The organism is Pseudomonas sp. LBUM1653, from assembly GCF_059716115.1.
This window is the reverse complement of record NZ_CP166803.1, coordinates 3,834,855-3,854,416: the sequence shown is the minus strand read 5'-3', so window position 1 is coordinate 3,854,416 and position 19,562 is coordinate 3,834,855. Positions and strand designations below refer to the sequence as shown.

Annotated in this window: 13 protein-coding genes; 3 read left to right on the top strand and 10 right to left on the bottom strand. The window is 58.8% G+C overall.

Annotation, left to right across the window (positions count from 1 at the left end; translation table 11 throughout):
• Positions 1–6: 6 nt before the first annotated feature.
• Positions 7–4,734 carry an RHS repeat domain-containing protein gene (locus tag ACA054_RS17230; RefSeq protein WP_497685324.1) on the top strand — a complete coding sequence of 1,576 codons (4,728 nt, stop codon included), beginning with the start codon at positions 7–9 and terminating at the stop codon, positions 4,732–4,734.
• 13 nt (positions 4,735–4,747) lie between these two features.
• Here ACA054_RS17230 and ACA054_RS17225 read toward each other — a convergent pair whose 3' ends face one another.
• From ACA054_RS17225 to ACA054_RS17195, 7 genes are all read right to left on the bottom strand, one after another.
• On the bottom strand, positions 4,748–5,443 hold the full coding sequence (locus ACA054_RS17225; RefSeq protein WP_497685323.1) for a response regulator: 696 nt from the start codon (positions 5,441–5,443) through the stop codon (positions 4,748–4,750).
• A 116-nt stretch (positions 5,444–5,559) separates the two neighbouring features.
• Complete coding sequence (locus ACA054_RS17220) at positions 5,560–5,844, bottom strand: helix-turn-helix transcriptional regulator (protein ID WP_497685322.1); 285 nt, start codon at positions 5,842–5,844, stop codon at positions 5,560–5,562.
• A gap of 293 nt (positions 5,845–6,137) precedes the next feature.
• Entirely contained in the window at positions 6,138–7,124 is a 987-nt protein-coding gene (locus ACA054_RS17215; RefSeq protein ID WP_497685321.1) for a 2-hydroxyacid dehydrogenase, read from the bottom strand.
• A 20-nt stretch (positions 7,125–7,144) separates the two neighbouring features.
• Positions 7,145–8,443: an MFS transporter gene (locus tag ACA054_RS17210; protein ID WP_497685320.1), complete on the bottom strand. Its 1,299-nt coding sequence runs from the start codon at positions 8,441–8,443 to the stop codon at positions 7,145–7,147.
• Between the two features lie 67 nt (positions 8,444–8,510).
• Positions 8,511–9,536, bottom strand: a complete 1,026-nt coding sequence (locus ACA054_RS17205) for a sugar kinase (RefSeq protein ID WP_497685319.1) — start codon at positions 9,534–9,536, stop codon at positions 8,511–8,513.
• Positions 9,529–10,311: a sugar phosphate isomerase/epimerase family protein gene (locus ACA054_RS17200; protein ID WP_497685318.1), complete on the bottom strand. Its 783-nt coding sequence runs from the start codon at positions 10,309–10,311 to the stop codon at positions 9,529–9,531. The genes ACA054_RS17205 and ACA054_RS17200 overlap by 8 nt, the downstream gene beginning before the upstream one ends.
• Positions 10,312–10,460: 149 nt before the next feature.
• Positions 10,461–11,486 (bottom strand): LacI family DNA-binding transcriptional regulator, encoded by a 1,026-nt coding sequence (locus ACA054_RS17195; RefSeq protein ID WP_497685317.1) that lies wholly within the window; start codon positions 11,484–11,486, stop codon positions 10,461–10,463.
• Positions 11,487–11,788: 302 nt separating this feature from the next.
• Here ACA054_RS17195 and ACA054_RS17190 point away from each other — a divergent pair, with 302 nt between their 5' ends.
• On the top strand, positions 11,789–13,438 hold the full coding sequence (locus tag ACA054_RS17190) for a fibronectin type III domain-containing protein (protein ID WP_497685316.1): 1,650 nt from the start codon (positions 11,789–11,791) through the stop codon (positions 13,436–13,438).
• 20 nt (positions 13,439–13,458) lie between these two features.
• Here the strand turns inward: ACA054_RS17190 and ACA054_RS17185 are convergent, their stop codons facing one another.
• From ACA054_RS17185 to ACA054_RS17175, 3 genes are all read right to left on the bottom strand, one after another.
• The gene (locus ACA054_RS17185) at positions 13,459–14,100 is read right to left on the bottom strand and encodes a DUF1345 domain-containing protein (protein WP_497685315.1); all 642 of its coding nucleotides are present in this window, start codon (positions 14,098–14,100) and stop codon (positions 13,459–13,461) included.
• Positions 14,101–14,290: 190 nt separating this feature from the next.
• On the bottom strand, positions 14,291–17,389 hold the full coding sequence (locus tag ACA054_RS17180; RefSeq protein WP_497685314.1) for a multidrug efflux RND transporter permease subunit: 3,099 nt from the start codon (positions 17,387–17,389) through the stop codon (positions 14,291–14,293).
• Between the two features lie 15 nt (positions 17,390–17,404).
• Positions 17,405–18,562: an efflux RND transporter periplasmic adaptor subunit gene (locus ACA054_RS17175; RefSeq protein WP_497685313.1), complete on the bottom strand. Its 1,158-nt coding sequence runs from the start codon at positions 18,560–18,562 to the stop codon at positions 17,405–17,407.
• A 295-nt stretch (positions 18,563–18,857) separates the two neighbouring features.
• On the opposite strand from ACA054_RS17175, the gene ACA054_RS17170 reads away from it, so the two are divergent.
• On the top strand, positions 18,858–19,559 hold the full coding sequence (locus ACA054_RS17170; protein WP_497685312.1) for a response regulator: 702 nt from the start codon (positions 18,858–18,860) through the stop codon (positions 19,557–19,559).
• The last annotated feature ends 3 nt before the right edge of the window (positions 19,560–19,562 follow it).

Genomic DNA, 19,562 nt, shown 5'->3' with positions numbered 1-19,562 from the left:
ACGATCATGACGATCTCCAGTGCTGTCCATTCCCAAGCATTCAGTTTTTTAAGTTACTTGACGGGCGGAGTCGATCCGCGAACCGGGCTATACAACTTTTCCATCAACCTGCCCGAACTTCAGTGCAACCAACTCAGCGGTCCTGACCTGCCTGTGGACCTTGCCTTCAATTCGTTGAACACACGAGACTCCGGTTACGGCCTGGGCTGGAATTTCAGACTTTCCCAGTTCACGCCTGGTATTGACATCCTGGCGCTTAGCACCGGGGAAACGTTTAAAGTCACCGGCAGTGGCCAAACACCCGATATCAAGGAAAAAAAACTCGACAGCTTTAAATTCGAGAACAATCAGGACGGCACTTACCGCGTGCTGCACAAGTCCGGGCTGATCGAAACCCTGAAGGTGGGGGGCAGCGAGGAAGAGCGTGTGGCCCTGCCGTGCATGATTCAGTCGCCCAGCGGCCATAGCGTCACCCTTGAATATACGGATTTCAAGCGTGGCCAACGCCTGGAAAGCATCCGCGACGGCCAGGGCGAGGTTTTGCTGCAGATTAACCGCCCCAACGATTTCCTCGTCGAATTACTCCTTCACCCCTACGCCGGACCGCAAGGCGGCCCCCTGGCGCGTTATCAACTCAAGCTCAATAGCAGCGGCTGGGTTACCGAGATTGTGCTGCCCACCGATGAGAACGCCTCCTGGCGCCTGGGCTATGGCGACGGACTGATCAATGGCTTCCTCTGCCTGCAGGACATCAAAACTCCGGTCGGTGGTCATGAAACCATTGAATACCGGGACGAAGGCCATCCTTTTCCAGTCCATATGCAGCGGCCCAACCTGCCCCGGGTCACTCGTCATCTTACCGATCCGGGTTTCGGGCAGCCGGAGATGGAGATGATCTACAGCTACGATCATCTGAATAATAGTTCGAACTTTCTCGGATACGGCACGGCGACCCCGGTCGAAGAAGGGCTCGATACACTCTACGAGGCTCCCGCCGAGTACGTCTATGGCACCCGTGCCAGGCTGATGGACGGTGGTGCCGCGGTGCGCCAGGTCGATCGCACCTTCAACCGCTTCCATCTGCTGCTCAAGGAAACTACGACCCAGGACCATTGCATCCAGGAGGTGCTGACCACCTATTACGCCGATGACCGGTCGTTCGAGTTTCAGGACCCTCGCTTTCAGTTGGTCAAGCACACGCAGACCAGTTGGAAGAAGGACAACAGCAACGACTATCGTGCCGAGGAGGTCAGCAGCCAATACGACGTCCATGGCAATGTGGTCGAGGAAATCCAGGCCAACGGAATCAGATCCGTCTACTCCTACTATCCGATGCAACACGTCGGTGGTTTCGTGCGCGAGCTCAAAGACACTACGGTCTATCCATCGCCGCTCAGCCAGGGTGACGCGCCGATTCTGCGCACGCGCCTGACCTACACCGAATTGCCTGCCGTGGCAGGCAGCGGCCTGAAGAACTGGTTGGCGGTTGGCAGTGAAACACTGCTGCTCATCTCCGACGATGCCGGTGAAACTGAACTCGAGCAGCAACAGACACTGCACTATTACAATAATGATCCTCAGGATTTTTTCCTGCACGGACGCCCCAATCGGCAAGATACCGTCCTGAACGGCAAGGCCATCACCACCGACTACAAATACCAGCTCCTCGACAGCCTGCTGGCGGGTGAGATGGTGCTGCAGACCGTCGAAACCATTACAGGGTGGGACAATAGCCGCAAGGAGATTACGCGGGAGGACTCACTGTTTCATGCCCAGCCACTGCTGACCTATGACGATAACAACGTAACAATTCGCTACACCTACGACGCCCTGGTCAGGGTGACCAGCGAAACAGTGGCACCAGGCCACCCGGAATACGAAGCAACGAGAAATTACGAGTATTTCCTGACATCAGTTACTGGCGGTCAGGCCGAGCAGGTGCTCGTTGATGTCAAGGGAGTAAAAACCCGCACTCGATTCGATGGCCTGAACCGGGCGATCTACGAAGAACGGCAGAATGCCGATAGCGCTGTTAGTCCCGAAGCGTTCCGCCAGACTTATGCGGCCCTTCATGACGCGTTGGGTAATCGGGTTGTGGAAACTGTCTATGATTGGCGCGATGAAGAACAAGTGCCGCAGTCCAGCGATTTCGAGTACGACGCCTGGGGGAATCTACGCTGCACGACCGGTCCGGATCGCGTCAAGGTGTATGAAGAAACTGATCCGATCGGCACACCTGAGTCGCAAGGGCCGATCCAGCGCAGCTGGCGAGAAGGTACCGGAACCAATCCTCTGCGCAGTGGAGTGGAGGTCACCTGGCTGAATCTGTACGAAAAGCCAACTCGCACGCTACGCCTGGAGAGCCTGGAGCCAGACGCAAAGGTCACCAGTGTGCGTGATTTCGTCTATGACGGCCTTGGTCGCACGAAAGAAGAGACCGACCCCCTCAAGGCCAGGACGCAGTACGGCTACGATGTGTTCGATCGGATGATTGCCACGACGCTGCCGGGGGGCGCAATAGTCCGGCGCAGTTATGATCCTTACAGCACCGAGGATCGACCCATCGAAATCAGCGTCAATGCTATCGTGCTCGGCAAACAGGCGTTCGATGCACTGGGCCGCATGACCAAGTCGATTACCGGAGGGCGCGAGCAAACTTTCACCTACAAGGCCGGAGAGATGCAGCCCCAGAGCGTTACCACTGCGGACCTGCAGATTATCAACTATGAATATCAGCCGTTGCTGGGGGAGGAGCCTGTCGTACGGCGCTTGCCCAACGATGTTGATGCCCAATACATTTACGATGAACAGAACGCCCGTCTGAAGAGTTGCAAGGAGCAGGGGCAGGAACTGAAGCGTCAGTATTTCTCCACTGGCGAGTTGAAAAGCGAGTCACGCCAGCTAGGCGATGAAGTCCCCAACGTGATGCACTACAACCACAGTCGACAAGGTCTGCTGCTGAGTTACATCGATGTGCTCAACAACACCCAGCGTTACCACTACGACGAGGCGGGACGACTGCAATTTACCGAAATGGTCAGTAACGAGGCAGGGACTGAGGTGACCACACTCGTCTCAAACTTCACCTACGATGGTCTGGGGCAGACGCAAAGCATTGAGACTCAGGACTGCGTCAGTGGTCAGAACCTGACGACTACCCTGGAGTACGATGTGTTCGGTCGGGAAACGGTGCGCACTTTCGACCTCAATGGGATCATTCAGCAAATGACCCAGGTCTATAACGAAAACGATTTGCTGGTTCAGCGAAACTTGCGCGAGGGCAAGGATATTCTGCGCATGGAAAGCTATGAGTATGACCCTCGAGGACGCCTGGAGATCTATAAGTGCAAGGGCAGTCAGCCGCCGGTTGACCCGTATGGTAAAGCCATTGCCAAACAGCTGTTCAGATTCGATGCGGTGGACAATATCATCCAGGTGATCACCGAAGCCACCGACGGCACGATCAACGATGCCAGGTATACCTTCGATACAGTAGATCCCACTCAGTTACATAAAGTCACCAACTCTGCAGGTGAACCTTACCCCAGCGAAATCCTGCTGGACTATGACAGGAACGGTAACCTGATCCGCGATGAAGAGAAGCGTATCCTCGAATACGATGCGTTGAATCGATTGCTCAGTGTTTCCGAGCACTCGGGCGGGGGCTCAAGCGACTTTGATTACGACGCGCTGGACAAGCTGTCTGGCCTTAACGGCGGCACAGAGCAACGGTTCTACCAAAACGGCGAACTGGCCACCCGGATTGACGGCAAGCAACACCAAATCTTCGTTCGTGCTGTCGGGAACCTGCTCGCCGAGCAGCAGGAAGGTGCTGGCCCAAAGTTGCAACTGCTGGCCAGCGACCAGAAGAACACGGTGCTCAAAGAGATCAGTAGCGAGGTGAATAATGACATCGCTTACTCGGTTTATGGTCACCGCAGTGCTGAAACGCCGGTGAGTACTCACCTGGGTTACAACGGCGTGTTGCGCGAAGCGCAGACCGGGTTCTATCTGTTGGGTAATGGGTATCGGGCTTATAACCCGTGCCTGATGAGGTTTCATAGTCCGGACAGTTGGAGTCCGTTTGGTAGGGGGGGATTGAATTCGTATGTATTTTGCGAGGGGGATTCAATTAACAAGGTGGATTTGGATGGGCACGCGATGGTGCCTGTATTCATTCGCAACCTGTTCAACAGATTTTCTGCGCTCTTCAGGCGCTCCCCATCAGCTGCCGCGCCTATGAATTATTCAAATCGGGCATCCGGCTCGTCCGTGGAACCTGTTTCGCCTTCACAACAGCAATCCAATCGACTGGCGGCATATCCGGCCCCTCCCAATAGGGATATTCAATTTCACAGAGTTTTAGATGAAACTCAAATTGGCATATCTCGCGACAACCCGATATATAAGTCGACAACCAGTAGCGCATCCAGTTCCCGCGGTACAACAGCAGCCAGCTCAATGTTTTCTGAAAGTTCAAGCTCAAGTTCAAGTTCAAGTTCAAGTGCTCGTAGCTCTGTCGTGGACCAACTTTACGAAGAGTTTAGAGCTCCAGGTGGTGGCAAGATGCAGACTCTCGATAGGAAGCCCCGAGCACGCGAACCACTACCACGTGAAAAAAGAACTCGCCGGGAGAGGGCTCCGTCGTTGTCACAACTAGAGATACGAAACATAGAACAAGCAAGAAAGGACAAGATAGAGCTCGCTAGGCGCACGGAGGGTAAAAGACTTTAACCAACAGAGTCGATCACCCACTCAACCCACTCACCCGCGCAAACTCCACCAACCCACTGTCATGGCCAAGTCCCAACTTGTCCATGGCAGTGCGTTTTTGACGGCTGATGGTCTTTTCGCTGCGGTTCAAATGCGCGGCGATTTGCCTGCCAGACAACCCCTGGACAAACAGTCGTACCACTTCCAGTTCACGCTCAGACAGCACTGCCCTGGGCGTATCTTCAGTCTGGCGCGGCAGGTTTTGTTCATCGAGTATTCGGGCGAAGGAAGGGCTCAGGTATGGCTGGCCACGAGTCACCGTGTGCACCGCCTGTTTCAGTTCACTCAGTGCACCCTGCTTGTCAAACAGACCACAGACGCCATTGTTGAGCAAGGCCTGGAGCAAGGTGGGATTACGCATCATGGTCATGACAATCAAGCGCACAGGGCTGAAGTGTCGTCTCAGGTAGCTCATCAAGGCCAGGCCATCGGGAAAACGCCCATAGGGCATCGAGTAGTCGCAGACCAGAATGTCACAGGGACTGTGCTGCAATCGCTGGATCAGCTCATCCGCGTTCAGGGCTTCGGCGACCACGCGGAAGGGCGAAGGAGTCGGCGTGGTCAGGGCCATTCTGGCCCCCATCAGCACCACCGGATGGTCATCGGCAAGGATGATGCGTTGGCATCGAGCCGCGCCTGTGTCGACAACACCGGTGCGATGCGAGTGCATCGCAGCAGGCATTGGCGTGGGTGTCGAAGGAGCGGTTGCGGGGGGCGTATGTCCCGGGTTCATGCAGTGTCTCTATTCAGGCTGATGGGGCGCCGTACGCCACGGCCAGCCCCGATTCAAGGCAAATGAATCAAGCCTTGATCCAGCGCCTTGACCACTGCGGTCCAGCGCGAACTCACGCCAAATTTTCGGCGGATGTTGCAGAAGTGGTAGTTCACACCGGCTTCGGTACAGCGCACGATCTGGCCGATCTCCCAGGACGACTTGCCGCGCGCGCTCCACTGCAGGACTTCTGTTTCCCTGGCGGTAAGCGTGATCGCGCGGGGTTGTTCGGGTTCCTGTGGCTGGAAACTGACCTGGGCCGGCACTGACCGGACTGAGGTTGAGTTTGTACGGTACATAACGGGCGCTCCCATTTATCATCAATGATGGCGTGGGCACGGCAGAATCTTCCTACTTCATAAAGGCGAGGTTCATGCGGCCTGCCTTCAGACACCTGAGTCAGGGCTGTAGGCTCGGTCCAGTTATATCGCGAATCAACGGCCTTGGAACCTGTCACAAATTACAGGTAGGTAACTTTAGCGAGGAATGGTCGATAAGGCTGTCAGCCACCGCAACTCCAGATGTAGGAATTTTCTACGCGAAGCTATCCCCGTAGGAGCTGCCGCAGGCTGCGATCTTTTGATCTAACTTTTTAAAGAGCGCGCCGGTCCCACACCTCCCCATTCACCAGATTCGCCGGCCGCTCACCGGCCAGTGCCGCCAGCAGATTTTCCACCGCGCACCGAGCCATGGCCTCCCGGGTCTCATGAGTGGCGGAACCTATATGCGGCGTTGCCACCACATTGTTCAACTGCAGCAGCGGCGAATCACGCTCCAGCGGTTCGCGCTCGAACACATCCAGCCCCGCCGCGCGAATTTGTCCTTTTTGCAGGGCCTCGATCAGCGCCGCTTCATCGACCACCTTGCCCCGGGAAATGTTGATGAAGATGCTTTGCGGGCGCATCAGCGCAAACTCCCGGGCGCCGATCAGGCTTTCGGTCTCGGCGGTCAACGGCAAGGTCAGGCAGATGAAATCGGCTTGCTCCAGCAGCTGCGGCAGGCTGCGGTGTTGCGCACTGAAGCGCTTGTCCACTGCAGGTTTCACCGAGTGACTGTGATAGATGACTGGCATGCCGAAGCCGAAATGCCCACGTTGTGCCAGCGCTTCGCCGATCCGTCCCATGCCGATGATGCCGAGGGTTTTGCCATGTACGTCGCTGCCGAAATGCATCGGCCCGATGTTCTGCTTCCATTGCCCGCTGCGCACCAGGTTGGCCAGTTCCACCACCCGCCGGGCCGTGGCCAGAATCAACGCAAAACCGGTGTCCGCAGTGGTTTCGGTCAATACGTCAGGGGTGTTGCTTAGCAGGATGTTGCGCTGGCTCAGGTAGTCGACATCATAGTTGTCGATGCCCACCGAAACGCTGGCGACGGCTTCAAGGTTGGGTGCCAGCTCGAGGAGCTCGGCATCCAGCCGCAGGCTTGCACCCAACAGACCCTGGGCGCTGGGCAAGGCATCGCGCAGGCGCATCAGGCCGTCGCTGTCGAGTTTGTCGATCAGCGTCACCTCGGCTTGCGCCTGTAATCGAGCCATTAACCCAGGCGAGAGTTTTTTGTAGAGGACGACGTGTTTTTTCATCGTGTTCACCTTTTTTCAGTTCAGGAATGGGCTGCCACGGGACGTCCAGGCGCGACCTTGGGCAGTCCTCGATCACTGGCTCCTGGCTTCAGGATAATTGTCAGCACCACCGACAGCAGCAACGCGCCACTCATCAACAGATAGGACGCACCCGGTGAGCCGGTGGAGCTGTTGAGGTAACCCACCAGATAAGAACCGCCAAACGACCCCAGCGCCCCCATGCTGTTGATGAGCGCCATGGCACCGCCGGCGACGTTGGCCGGGAGGATTTCCGGGATGATGGCGAAGAACGGTCCGTAAGGTGCGTACATGCAGGCACCCGCGATGACCAGCAAGGTGTACGACCACCAGAAGTGCTCGGCGCCCAGGGCGTACGAGCCATAAAAGGCAATCGAAGCGATCAGCAGCGGTGGCCACACAAAACGTTTGCGTTTTTGCAGTTTGTCCGAGCCCCAGGACACCAGCAGCATGCCGATCACCGCCGCCAGATAAGGCAGCGCCGACAGCCAGCCGGCCTGCACCATGTCCATCTGCGCACCGGCCTTGAGGATCGATGGCAGCCACAACACGAAGCCGTAGACGCCGATGCTCCAGCAGAAAAACTGCAGGGCCAGAATGATGACTTTTGGCGAGCGAAAGGCTTCTGCGTAGTTTTTCACCGCCTTGATACCCACCTGTTCGGCGGCCAGGGCGCTTTGCAGATCCTGTTTCTCCTGGTCGCTGAGCCACTTGGCCTGGGACGGACGATCATCGGCAAGACGCCACCAGATAAACGCCCAGAGCACCGCAGGCAGACCTTCGACGATGAACATCCAGCGCCAGCTGTAATGCTGCACCAGATACCCCGAAACCACCGACATCCACAGCATGGTCACCGGGTTGCCGAGGATCAGGAAGGTGTTGGCCCGCGAGCGTTCGGCGCGGGTGAACCAGTGGCACAGGTAGATCAGCATCGCCGGCATCACCGCCGCCTCGACCACGCCGAGCATGAAGCGGATGACGATCAGCCAATAGGCATTGGAGACGATTCCGGTCAGGGTCGCCAGGCTGCCCCAGAGGATAAGGCTGACGAAAATCAGCTTCTTCACGCTGTGTTTCTGCGCGTAGATCGCCCCGGGTACCTGGAAGAAAAAGTAGCCGAGGAAGAACAGCGCGCCGAGCATCGACGACAGGCCCGGAGTGATCATCAAATCCGCCGCCATGCCGGAGGCAGCGGCGAACCCGTAGTTGGCGCGATCCAGATACGCCAGGCTGTAGGTGATGAACACGATGGGCATGATGTACCACCAGCGGCGGGTGGCGAGGGTTGCGGTTTTCATGGGTGGTGCTCCTGAGCTTGTTGTTTTTGTCGCAGCAGGTAACGGATCAAAAATCTTCAGTGAATGGTCAGGCCCCATCGCGAGCAAGCTCGCTCCCACAGGGGATTTGTGTTGGAACCCGATCCAGTGTGGGAGCGAGCTTGCTCGCGATGGCGGCCTCAAACTCAGCGATCATTTCGGCTCGGGTCGGTAACCCCTCCATATCCCCCCGACTCTGCACCGCCCGGCTGCCAATCCAGTTGGCGCGCTTTACGGCATCGGCAAAGCTGTGGTTCTCCAGCAGGGCACTGATCATGCCCACGGCAAATCCATCACCGGCACCCACTGTGTCGACGACTGTCTGCACCGGCACGCCGGCCACAAAACCCTGATCCTGATGAGTACGGTAGAAAGCGCCATGCGGGCCGAGTTTTATCGCGACCGCCTCTGCACCTTGGTCGAGGTAGAACGCGGCGATATCGGCCGGATCTTCGAAACCGGTGAGCAAGCGCCCCTCACTCAGCCCCGGCAACACCCAATGGGCGAGGGCGGCGAGGTGATTGATCTCGCTGATCATCTGTTGCTCGCTGGCCCACAGGCTCGGGCGCAGGTTCGGGTCGAAGGACACGCTGCGCCCGGCCTCGCGCATGCGGGTCATCAATTCGAACGACATCTGCCGTGCGGTTTGCGACAGCGCCGGCGGGATGCCGGTGGCGTGCAGGTGTCGGGCCTTGAGCAATTGCGGCACGATCGACTGCGGCGACAGGTGGCTGGCCGCCGAACCGCGGCGGAAGTACTCGACGGCGGGGTCGCTGCCATCGTCGGTGCGAGACTTGAGCTGGAAACCGGTGGGATGGGCGGCGTCAATATCGACGTGGCGGCAATCCAGACCTTCCTTTTCCAGCGTGTCGATGACAAACCGGCCCAGCGAATCGGCACCCACCCGACTCAACCATGCCACCTTGAACCCGAGCCGCGACAAGCCAATGGCGACATTGCTGTCGGCCCCGGCAATGCGCTTGTGGAAAGCGCTGACACTGGAAAGATCGCCGGCTTGCTCGGCAACGAACATCGCCATGGTTTCGCCGAACGACAGAATATCGATCTCAGACATGAGCGTTCTCCCGCTGCGATTGGCCGAGGTGGGCGAGGGCGGCGACGTGTTCGCGGGTCAACTGCACCAGGTCATCGCCTTGCAACGGGTATTCCGCTGCGCGCATAACGCCTTGGGCCATGTGCCGCAGCAGGTGTTCCCACTGTTGCAAGTCGCTGGCGGTCGGCGGGATGGCGACCAGTTTGCCGTCGGCGCGACGGGTCACCGCTTTGCAGTGCACATAACCCACATGTCGACCGAGCAATCGCGCAGCGCTGGCGGGCGACTGGTCCTGCCAGTGCCAGTTGCCGATGTCGAAGGTCATCTTGATCGGCAGCTTGTGCTGCTCGACGGTTGCAAAAAAGCGCTGGAAGGGTTCGATGCGACCGCCGTGCAAGGTCTGGTCGTTTTCCACCAGCAACTGCAAGGCACTTTCGCTCAGCACCCGGGCGAGGGTTTGTAGATCGCTGTTGTCGGTGAAATAGCCCAGCGAAACTTTCAGCCAATTAGCACCGAAAGCCTGGGCGCGCTGCAGGGCGCAGATCAGTTCGGGATTGGGTTTCGATTGACCGGCCAGCCATAGCTCCATGGGTGAGGAATACACACTTTCCAGGCCTTCTGCGTGCGTCGCTTCGGCCAGTTGCGCAGGATTTTCACAGGTCAGCAATTCTTCGCGCCATTCAATGCGCGTGGCCCCGGCGAGGGCCAGTATTTCGATGAAGCTGCCTTGACCACGTTGGCGGACAAGGTCGGCGCCATAGCTGGACAGGCTGATGGAAACGGCGGGTTTATTCATTGTTTTTCTACCTCTGAAACCGGTTTCATTTTTGTTCAAAAAAATTCAGTGCTGCTTGAGGTCTCTTCGCGAGCAGGCTCGCTCCCACAATGTGCCTGTATTCGCAAATTCAATGTGGGAGCGAGCCTGCTCGCGAAGGGGCCTAACATTCAACACAAATTCCCAAGGGTCGATCCCCGCACAATCAACCGCGCCTCAAAATCCAGCGTCCGCACCGCCCCGTCATCCCCCCGCAAACGCCTGAGCAAACACTCAAACGCGCTGGCGCCCATCTCGCTGGTCGGTTGGGCGAGGGCGGTGATACCGCTGCCCACCAGCGGGTACCAATCCAAGTCATCCAGGGCAATCAGGCCCACGTCCTCAAACAGGTTGCACCCGAGCTCACGCAAAGAATGGGTGCTGGCCAACGCGGCAATCCCGTTCGCGCAAAACAGCGCTTTGGGGCCGGGGCCAGGTGTGTCGAGGAAGGTTTTCAGATTCGCCGTCAGCTCGCTGCCGGTTTCTGTGATTTCCCCGCAAAGCGCGGGCCGCTGCTCAATCTTCGCCTTGAAGCTGCTGACGCGTTCGATCCGCGAACTGGTGCCGTCAAAAGGCTCGGTCACCAGCATCACGTCGCGGTAACCACGTTCCTCAAGATGGGCGAGCGCCATGTCGACGGCTGCCGGATTGTCCAGCCCGACCATGTCGCTTTCAAGGTTCTCGACCTTTCGATCCACCAGCACCAGGGGCATTTCTCGATGCAGTTCATGCAATTCGTCGCGGTGATGGCCGAGGGTGTTCACGATCAGGCCTTCGATGTTGTACGAGCGCAGTAGCGCCAGGTGCTGGCGTTCCTGCTCGTCATCGCGGTCGGTGTTGCACACCACCAGGCTGTAGCCGTGCTGACGGCAGGCGGTTTCCACCCCGTGCATCACGGCAATCGAATAAGGGTTGCGGATGTCGGCCACCAGCATGCCGATCAGGCGGGTTCGGCCGCGTTTCAGGCCGCGGGCCATCTGGTTCGGGCGATAACCCAGTTCGGCAATCGCCTGTTCGATGCGCTGGGCGATGGCATCGGAGAGCAGGGCGCGGTCGTCGCCAATGAACCGCGAAACGCTGGCCTTGGAGACCTTGGCGTGTTCGGCCACATCGAGCATGGTCACACGGCTGCGTTGGGCGGCGGAGAAGTCGTTCACGGTCTGAAACCTTTTTATTGGATTTATAAGGCTTTTATGTGGTTCTGAAACCGGTTTCAGGAGACACCATAACCGGGTCGTGCGTCAAGCCCTGGCGGTAATTATTGCCGACAAGTGGTGTTCAGGACGAGCATCCTGGAGAGGCTAATCATCGTGCTGAACGACCTGGCCCATAGCACAATAAATCCGCCGCGCCACTAGCAGAACTGATAGTAGTGCAACTGGAGCGAAGGAATTTTACTGAGTATTCATCTACAGGGTCGGGACTTTATATGAGCACCTCGGACGCTACTGAATCGTCAATGCAAACGCCTACCGACTCCGGATTATTGGTCGCATCGAGAATTTGCTCACCAGGCAATCTGGTCGTCTGGCGCACATCGGCGAGCACCGCTCAATTGAGCTGGGATGAGCCCTATGCAACATGCAAGTTGTGCCCGAACGCCAGCGGCTACAAAATTTACGGTGAGGGAATCTACACCAAATACGTGGTGAAACCGCCTTGTGAGATTAGGGGGTTGAGTCTCGATCGCGAGTACCTGATTCATGTGATTGCCATAGCAACGGCCACCAATTTTTCCACGCCCAGCCCCTACAAGTTGCGCAGGGTGACCGCGCCAAGTAAACCGGGGACACTGCAGCTGCTTGAATCGACCCCTACATCGCTGAGTGTGACCTGGGCGCCTTCGCATGCCACCTGGGGGGAGTTGCATTACAGGGTGTTTCTGAACGGATATTTGGTCAAACTGGTCAAGCAACCTCAGGTCACTCTCATGTTCTTGAAAACTCATACCGAGTACCGCATCGAGGTGCGGGCGGTCAATGCTGTCGGGGTGTCAGAGCCGAGCTCTGAGAACTTCAAGACCAGGCTGCGGGCGCCAGGAAACCTGCGCTTCAGTCAGAGTAACGGAGAGTGCCGGCTGGCTTGGGACCCGGTGTTCCTCAAGTTCCCGGTTCACGAAGTCACTGTCAATGGTCAGGTTTTCCCTACAGCACCGGGCCGCTGGGGGTTCAACTTCAAATTGTCTGATGTGTCACCCGGTCCGGTTCCGCACCACCTTAGATTTTCGGTCATGGCCCAGCTGGATGGGGATGTTTCCGACGTGATGTACCTTGAGGCAACAGTGCTTGACGATGTCCCGCCAGATCGACCTGAGGCTCCCATTGTCAGCAACATCACCGATACTTCTGCGAGAGTGAGCTGGAACCCTCCAAGTGACGACACTGGCGTGACCGGCTATAGAGTAGTCCGCCAGGGCTTCGTGATTTACGAAACCCGCCATACAAATGGCTTGTTTACTAATTTAACCAGCGGCGCCTATCACTGTGTATGGGTACGCGCGCGTGACGGGGCTGGAAATCTATCTCCACGCAGTGCGGTTACCTGGTTCAAAACCACGGGGCAGGCGCCATCCCCTCCGCCCTTGCCATCGGAGGTTGGCATCACTGTCCGAGACTCCACTTCCGTTCTTTTGTCCATTGATTATCCACCTGAAGCCACAGGCGCAAGAATCCTGGTCAATGATGAGCATTACAAGGACGTGTTTCTCATAGGGTCTGCAGTTGTGTACAACCTGACCCCTGATGTGGAATGTACCATCAGCGTCTCCTCTATTGACATTTACGGCCAGTTGTCCGAGCCAGTCATCCTGCTCTATGAGCCCAAGGACATTACCCCGCCCAGCATGCCTGGAAATTTGCGTCAGGCAGCTGCCGACATCCATTCAGTCACCCTGTCTTGGGAACCATCCATAGACGACATCGGTATTCATGAGTATGTGATTTATAACAACCATGTGTACTTTGACCGCACCCCGCTGACGAGCTACACGGCGGTGGATTTGCCACCCGATATCCACTCGTTTGAAGTCTGTGCCATGGACCTGTCCGGCAATGTTTCTGCGCCGGCGACCATCACCGTTGTCATCCATGGCCAACTAACGCCGTTATAGGCATGAGGTTGTTCTTTTCTTCAGCCAAACAAGCCGGCTGCGATGTTGATCGAAAATCCGAGAATTGCGGTGTTGAACAAAAAGCCGATCAACGATTGCGCAAGTACGATCTTGCGCATATCGCGGGTAGCAACCCCGACATCCGAAGTCTGCACCGCCACGCCGATGGTGAAAGAGAAGTACAGGAAGTCCCAGTAGTTGGGCGTCGTCAGGCCTTCGGCAAAACGCAGTGCCGGGTCCTTGCCATCCCAGGTGTAAAACAGCCGGGCGTAGTGAACGCTGAAAATCACTCCGATCAGCAACCAGGAACCGATGACAGTGAACGCCGTGAAGCCGTAGTGCAGCAGCTTGCGAGTGGTTTCCAGGTCTTTGCTGCCGGCCAGTTCGAAGGCGATGGTCGCCAGGCTGGCGATCGCCGCGATGCACACCACGAACAGCACCAGCCCGGCGTTTTCGTCTTCGATCTCGGCGATGCGTTTCACATCGGTTGCCTTGGAGCGCACGGTGAGCCAGAACATCAGGAGCAGATAGGTCCAGACCCCGACGTTCCAGCCAATGAGGATTTTGTTGATGATCGAATCGGCTGGAACCAGGATGCCTGCCGCGACGCCGAAGGTGGCGGCGGCGGACAGGCGAGGGTGGGTGTGGGTGAGGTAGGGCATGTGAACTCGATGAGACCAAGGTATGTGAACACCTTAGCCCAGCGTGGTCTGCTGTGACGATAATCCCGGAACCCATGCGAACCCTGTGGGAGCGAGCCTGCTCGCGATGAGGCCTGCACATTCAACGTTGATGTTGAATGTCGGACCGCAATCGCGAGCAAGCTCGCTCCCACAGTGGGTTTGTGTTTGCTCAGTTAACCTTGTGGCGCTTGCGCACCAGTTTCATCACCACCACAAAAAACACCGGTACGAATATCACCGCCAGGGTTGCGCTGATCATCCCGCCGATCACCCCGGTGCCGATGGCTTGCTGGCTCGCCGAGCTGGCGCCGGTGGCAATCGCCAGCGGCACCACGCCGAGAATGAACGCCAGGGACGTCATCACGATTGGCCGCAGGCGCAAACGCGCGGCTTGCAGCGTGGCGTCGATCAGGTCGTGGCCTTCGTCATATAGGCTCTTGGCGAATTCGATGATCAGGATCGCATTCTTCGCCGACAGGCCAATGATGGTGATCAGCCCGACCTTGAAGAACACATCGTTGGGCATGCCGCGCAGGGTCACTGCGAGCACCGCGCCGAGGACACCCAGTGGCACCACCAGCAATACCGAGGTTGGGATCGACCAGCTCTCGTACAAGGCCGCCAGGCACAGGAACACGATCAACAGCGACAAGCCGAGCAGGATCGGCGCCTGGCTGCCGGACAAGCGTTCCTGCAACGACAATCCTGTCCATTCCTGACCCAATCCCACCGGACCCAATGCCACCAACCGCTCGATTTCCGCCATGGCCTCGCCGGTGCTGTGGCCGGGCTTAGGCTCACCGGAAATGCTGATCGCCGGATAGCCGTTGTAACGGGTCAACTGGGCCGGGCCCTGTGTCCATTTTGCCTGGACGAACGCTGACAGCGGCACCATTTTCCCGTTGTTGTTGCGTACGTGCATTTTCAGCAAGTCGGTCACCTGGCTGCGTTGATCGCCTTCAGCCTGGACCACCACCCGTTGCATCCGCCCCTGATTGGGGAAGTCGTTGACGTAGGTCGAGCCGACGGCGGTAGACAGCACGTTGCTGATCTCGGCGAACGACACGCCCAGGGCGTTGGCCTGCTTGCGGTCGACGATCAATTGCACCTGCGGTGCTTCGGCCAGGGCGCTTTCGCGAACATTCATCAGGATCGGGCTTTTCTCTGCCGCCTCAAGCAATTCGGTGCGCGCCTGCATGAGCGTGGCATGGCCGAGGCCGCCGCGATCCTGCAGGCGAAACTCGAAGCCGCTGGAGGTGCCCAGGCCGTCCACCGGAGGAGGCAGCACCGAGAACGCCACGGCATCCTTGATCTGGCTCAGGGCGATGTTGGCACGGTCGGCAATTGAGCTCGCCGAGTCGTCGCTGCCACGCTCGGACCAGTCTTTCAACGTGGTAAACGCCAACGCCGCGTTCTGTCCGCTGCCGGAGAAACTGAATCCGAGAATCACCGTGCTGTCGCCAACCCCAGGCTCCTTGGCGTTATGCGCCTCGATCTGCTCGACCACCGCCACCGTGCGGTTCTTGCTTGCACCCGGCGGCAGTTGCACGTCGGTGATGGTGTAGCCCTGGTCCTCAACCGGCAGGAACGAGGAGGGCAGGCGAGCGAAACAAATCCCCAGGCCGATCAGCAACACGCCATAGATCAACAGGTAGCGACCTGTGCGCTTGAGCGCATAGGCGACCCAGGATTGATAACGCTCGGATAGTCGTTCAAAGCTGCGATTGAACCAGCCGAAGAAGCCGCGTTTTTCATGATGTTCACCCTTGGTGATCGGCTTGAGCAAGGTCGCACACAGGGCCGGGGTCAAGGTCAGGGCGAGGAAAGCCGAGAACAGGATCGAGGTGGCCATCGACAGGGAAAACTGCCGGTAGATCACCCCGACCGAGCCCTGCATGAACGCCATGGGAATAAACACTGCCACCAGCACCAGGGTAATACCGATGATTGCCCCGGTGATCTGCTGCATCGCCTTGCGCGTCGCCTCTTTGGGCGACAAGCCTTCGGTGACCATGATCCGCTCGACGTTTTCCACCACAACGATCGCGTCATCCACCAGGATGCCGATTGCCAGGACCATGCCGAACATCGTCAATACGTTGATCGAGAAACCCAGCGCCAACATGGTGGCAAAGGTGCCCATCAGCGCGACCGGCACCACCAGGGTCGGAATCAGCGTGTAGCGGATGTTCTGCAGGAACAGGAACATTACGGCGAACACCAGCGCCATGGCTTCGACCAGGGTGTACACCACCTTGGTGATCGAAACCTTGACGAAGGGCGAGGTGTCGTACGGAATCTTGTATTCGACGCCGGCCGGGAAGTAACGCGCCAGCTCATCCATCTTCGCCCGCACCAGGGTCGCGGTGTTCAGGGCGTTGGCGCTCGGCGCCAGTTGCACGCTGACGGCGGTCGACGGTTTACCGTTCAGGCGAGTGCCGAACTGGTATTCCTGGCTGCCGATTTCCACCCGCGCCACATCGGCGATGCGCACGGTGGAGCCGTCGGGATTGGCCTTGAGCACGATGTCGGCGAATTCTTCCGGGGTCGACAGTTGGCCTTTGACCAGGATGGTTGCGGTGATTTCCTGGGTGCTGCGGGTCGGCAGGTCGCCGATGCTGCCGGCCGAGACCTGGGCGTTCTGCGCGACGATGGCGGCGTTGACGTCGGCCGGCGTCAGGTTGAAACCGATGAGTTTCTGCGGGTCGATCCAGATGCGCATAGCCCGTTCGGCGCCGTACAGTTGGGCTTTGCCGACGCCGTCCAGGCGCTTGATCTCGTTCATCACGTTGCGCGCCAGGTAATCGCTGAGCGCGGTCTCGTCGAGCTTGCCGTCGCTGGACGTCAGGGTGATCAGCAGGAGGAAGCCTGAGGAGACTTTTTCCACCTGCAAGCCTTGCTGGTTCACTGCCTGGGGCAGGCGCGACTCCACCACTTTCAGGCGGTTCTGCACATCGACCTGGGCCAGTTCCGGGTGGGTGCCCGGCTGGAAAGTGGCCTTGATCGTCGCGCTGCCCAGGCTGCTCTGGGACTCGAAATACAACAGGTTGTCAGCGCCGTTGAGCTCCTCCTCGATCAGGCTGACCACGCTTTCGTCGATGGTCTGCGCCGAGGCACCGGGGTACACAGCATAAATTTCCACCTGTGGCGGCGCGACGTTGGGGTATTGCGCCACCGGCAGCTGCGGGATGGCCAGGGCACCGGCGAGCAGGATGAACAAGGCAACCACCCAGGCAAACACCGGGCGGTCGATAAAGAACTGCGGCATAAACAAGCGTCCTGCTTACTGGCCAGAAACCTGGGCAAGTGGAAGAGGGGTGTCGTCGACCTGCACTTTTTCACCAGGGCGGGCGTGTTGCAGGCCTTCGATGACGATGCGGTCGCCGGGTTTCAGCCCGCCGGTGACGACCCAACGGTCGTTCTGCACCGGACCCAGTTCGACCGGCTGCTGGCTGACGCGCTGCTCTGCGTCGAGCAGCAACACTTGGGCGATGCCGGCGCTGTCACGCTGGATGGCCCGTTGCGGCACGCTGATGCCTTGCTGGTTGACCGCTTGCTCAAGACGCACGCGCACGAAGCTGCCAGGCAGCAGATCGAGGTCCGGGTTGGGGAATTCACTGCGCAGGATGACCTGGCCGGTGCCCGGGTCGACGCTGATGTCGGTGAACAGCAGCTTGCCGGGCAACGGGTAGAGGCTGCCGTCGTCCTCGATCAGGGTGGCCTTGGCCTGTCCTTGACCCACTTCCTTTAACTGGCCGGAGCGGAACGCCCGGCGCAGGTCGTTGAGTTCGCGGGTCGACTGGGTCAGGTCGGCGTGGATCGGATCGAGTTGCTGAATCAGCGCCAGGGGCGTGGTCTCGTTCTGCCCGACCAGCGCGCCTTCGGTGACCAGCGCGCGACCGATGCGCCCGGAAATCGGCGCGGTGACGGTGGCGTAGCCAAGGTTCAGCCGGGCGCGTTCAACCGCCGCCTTGCTGGCGGACACATCAGCCGCTGTTTGCCGTGCGTTGGCCCGGGCGTTGTCATAGTCCTGGCCGCTGATGGCCTTGTCATCGATCAACTGGGCGTAACGCTGCTCTTGCAGTTTCGCCTGGAACGCGTTGGCCTCGGCTTTGCGCAGTGCCGCTTCGGCGCTGTCCAGATCAGCCTTGAACGGCGCCGGATCGATGCGGAACAGCACCTCGCCCTTTTTCACGTCACTGCCCTCGCGAAAGGCTCGTTGCAGCACCACGCCTGCGACCCGGGCGCGCACCTCGGCCATGCGCGGCGCGGCAATGCGCCCGGTCAGTTCGCTGCTGATCGACAGCGCTCGGGTTTCGACGGTTTCGATGCGCACGCTGGCCAATGGCGGCTGTTCTTCGGCGATCGAGGACTTGTCGCACGCGCTCAGCGCCAACGCCAGTGCCACAAGGCTGAGCCTGGCAAGCAGATTCTTTGACATGAATGACCCCAATAAAGACTCCCAGCATCCTACTGGGCGACGGCGAGGATAGCGGTGAAGCTTTGTTGGTGCTGTGTGAAATTGTGTAAGGGTTTTGCTCAGGTGTGGGTGAGGGCGTATATCCTGCAAGTCTTGAATTTTATTGCGACTGTGAGGCCGCCTTCGCGAGCAGGCTCGCTCCCACAGTGGTTCGGTGGTGTTCACAGAGTCTGTGTCCACTTGAGGTCCCTTGTGGGAGCGAGCCTGCTCGCGATGGCGGTCTATCAAACGCCACAGCACTTTCTGGAAACACCCCATGCCCAACATCCTCCTGGTCGAAGACGACACCGCCCTCGCCGAACTGATCGCCAGTTACCTGGAACGTAACGGCTACTCCGTCAGCGTCATCGCACGCGGTGACCAGGTACGCGAGCGTGCCCGGACCAGCCCGCCGGACCTGGTGATCCTCGATCTGATGCTGCCCGGTCTAGATGGCTTGCAGGTCTGCCGTTTGCTGCGCGCCGATTCGGCGACCTTGCCGATCCTCATGCTCACCGCCCGCGACGACAGCCACGATCAGGTGCTGGGCCTGGAAATGGGCGCCGACGACTACGTCACCAAACCCTGCGAACCCCGGGTGCTGCTGGCCCGGGTGCGCACCCTGCTGCGGCGCAGCAGCCTCACCGAACCATTGGCGGCCAATGACCGCATCCTCATAGGCAACCTGTGCATCGACCTGTCCGAGCGCACAGTGTCCTGGCGCGGGCAACCGGTGGAGATGTCCAGCGGCGAGTACAACTTGCTGGTGGTGCTGGCCCGGCATGCCGGCGAAGTGTTGAGCCGCGACCAGATCCTGCAACGCCTGCGCGGCATCGAGTTCAACGGCACCGACCGCTCGGTGGACGTGGCCATCTCCAAGCTGCGACGCAAATTCGACGACAATGCCGGCGAGGCCCGCAAGATCAAGACCGTGTGGGGCAAGGGTTATCTGTTCAGCCGATCCGAGTGGGAATGCTGAGAC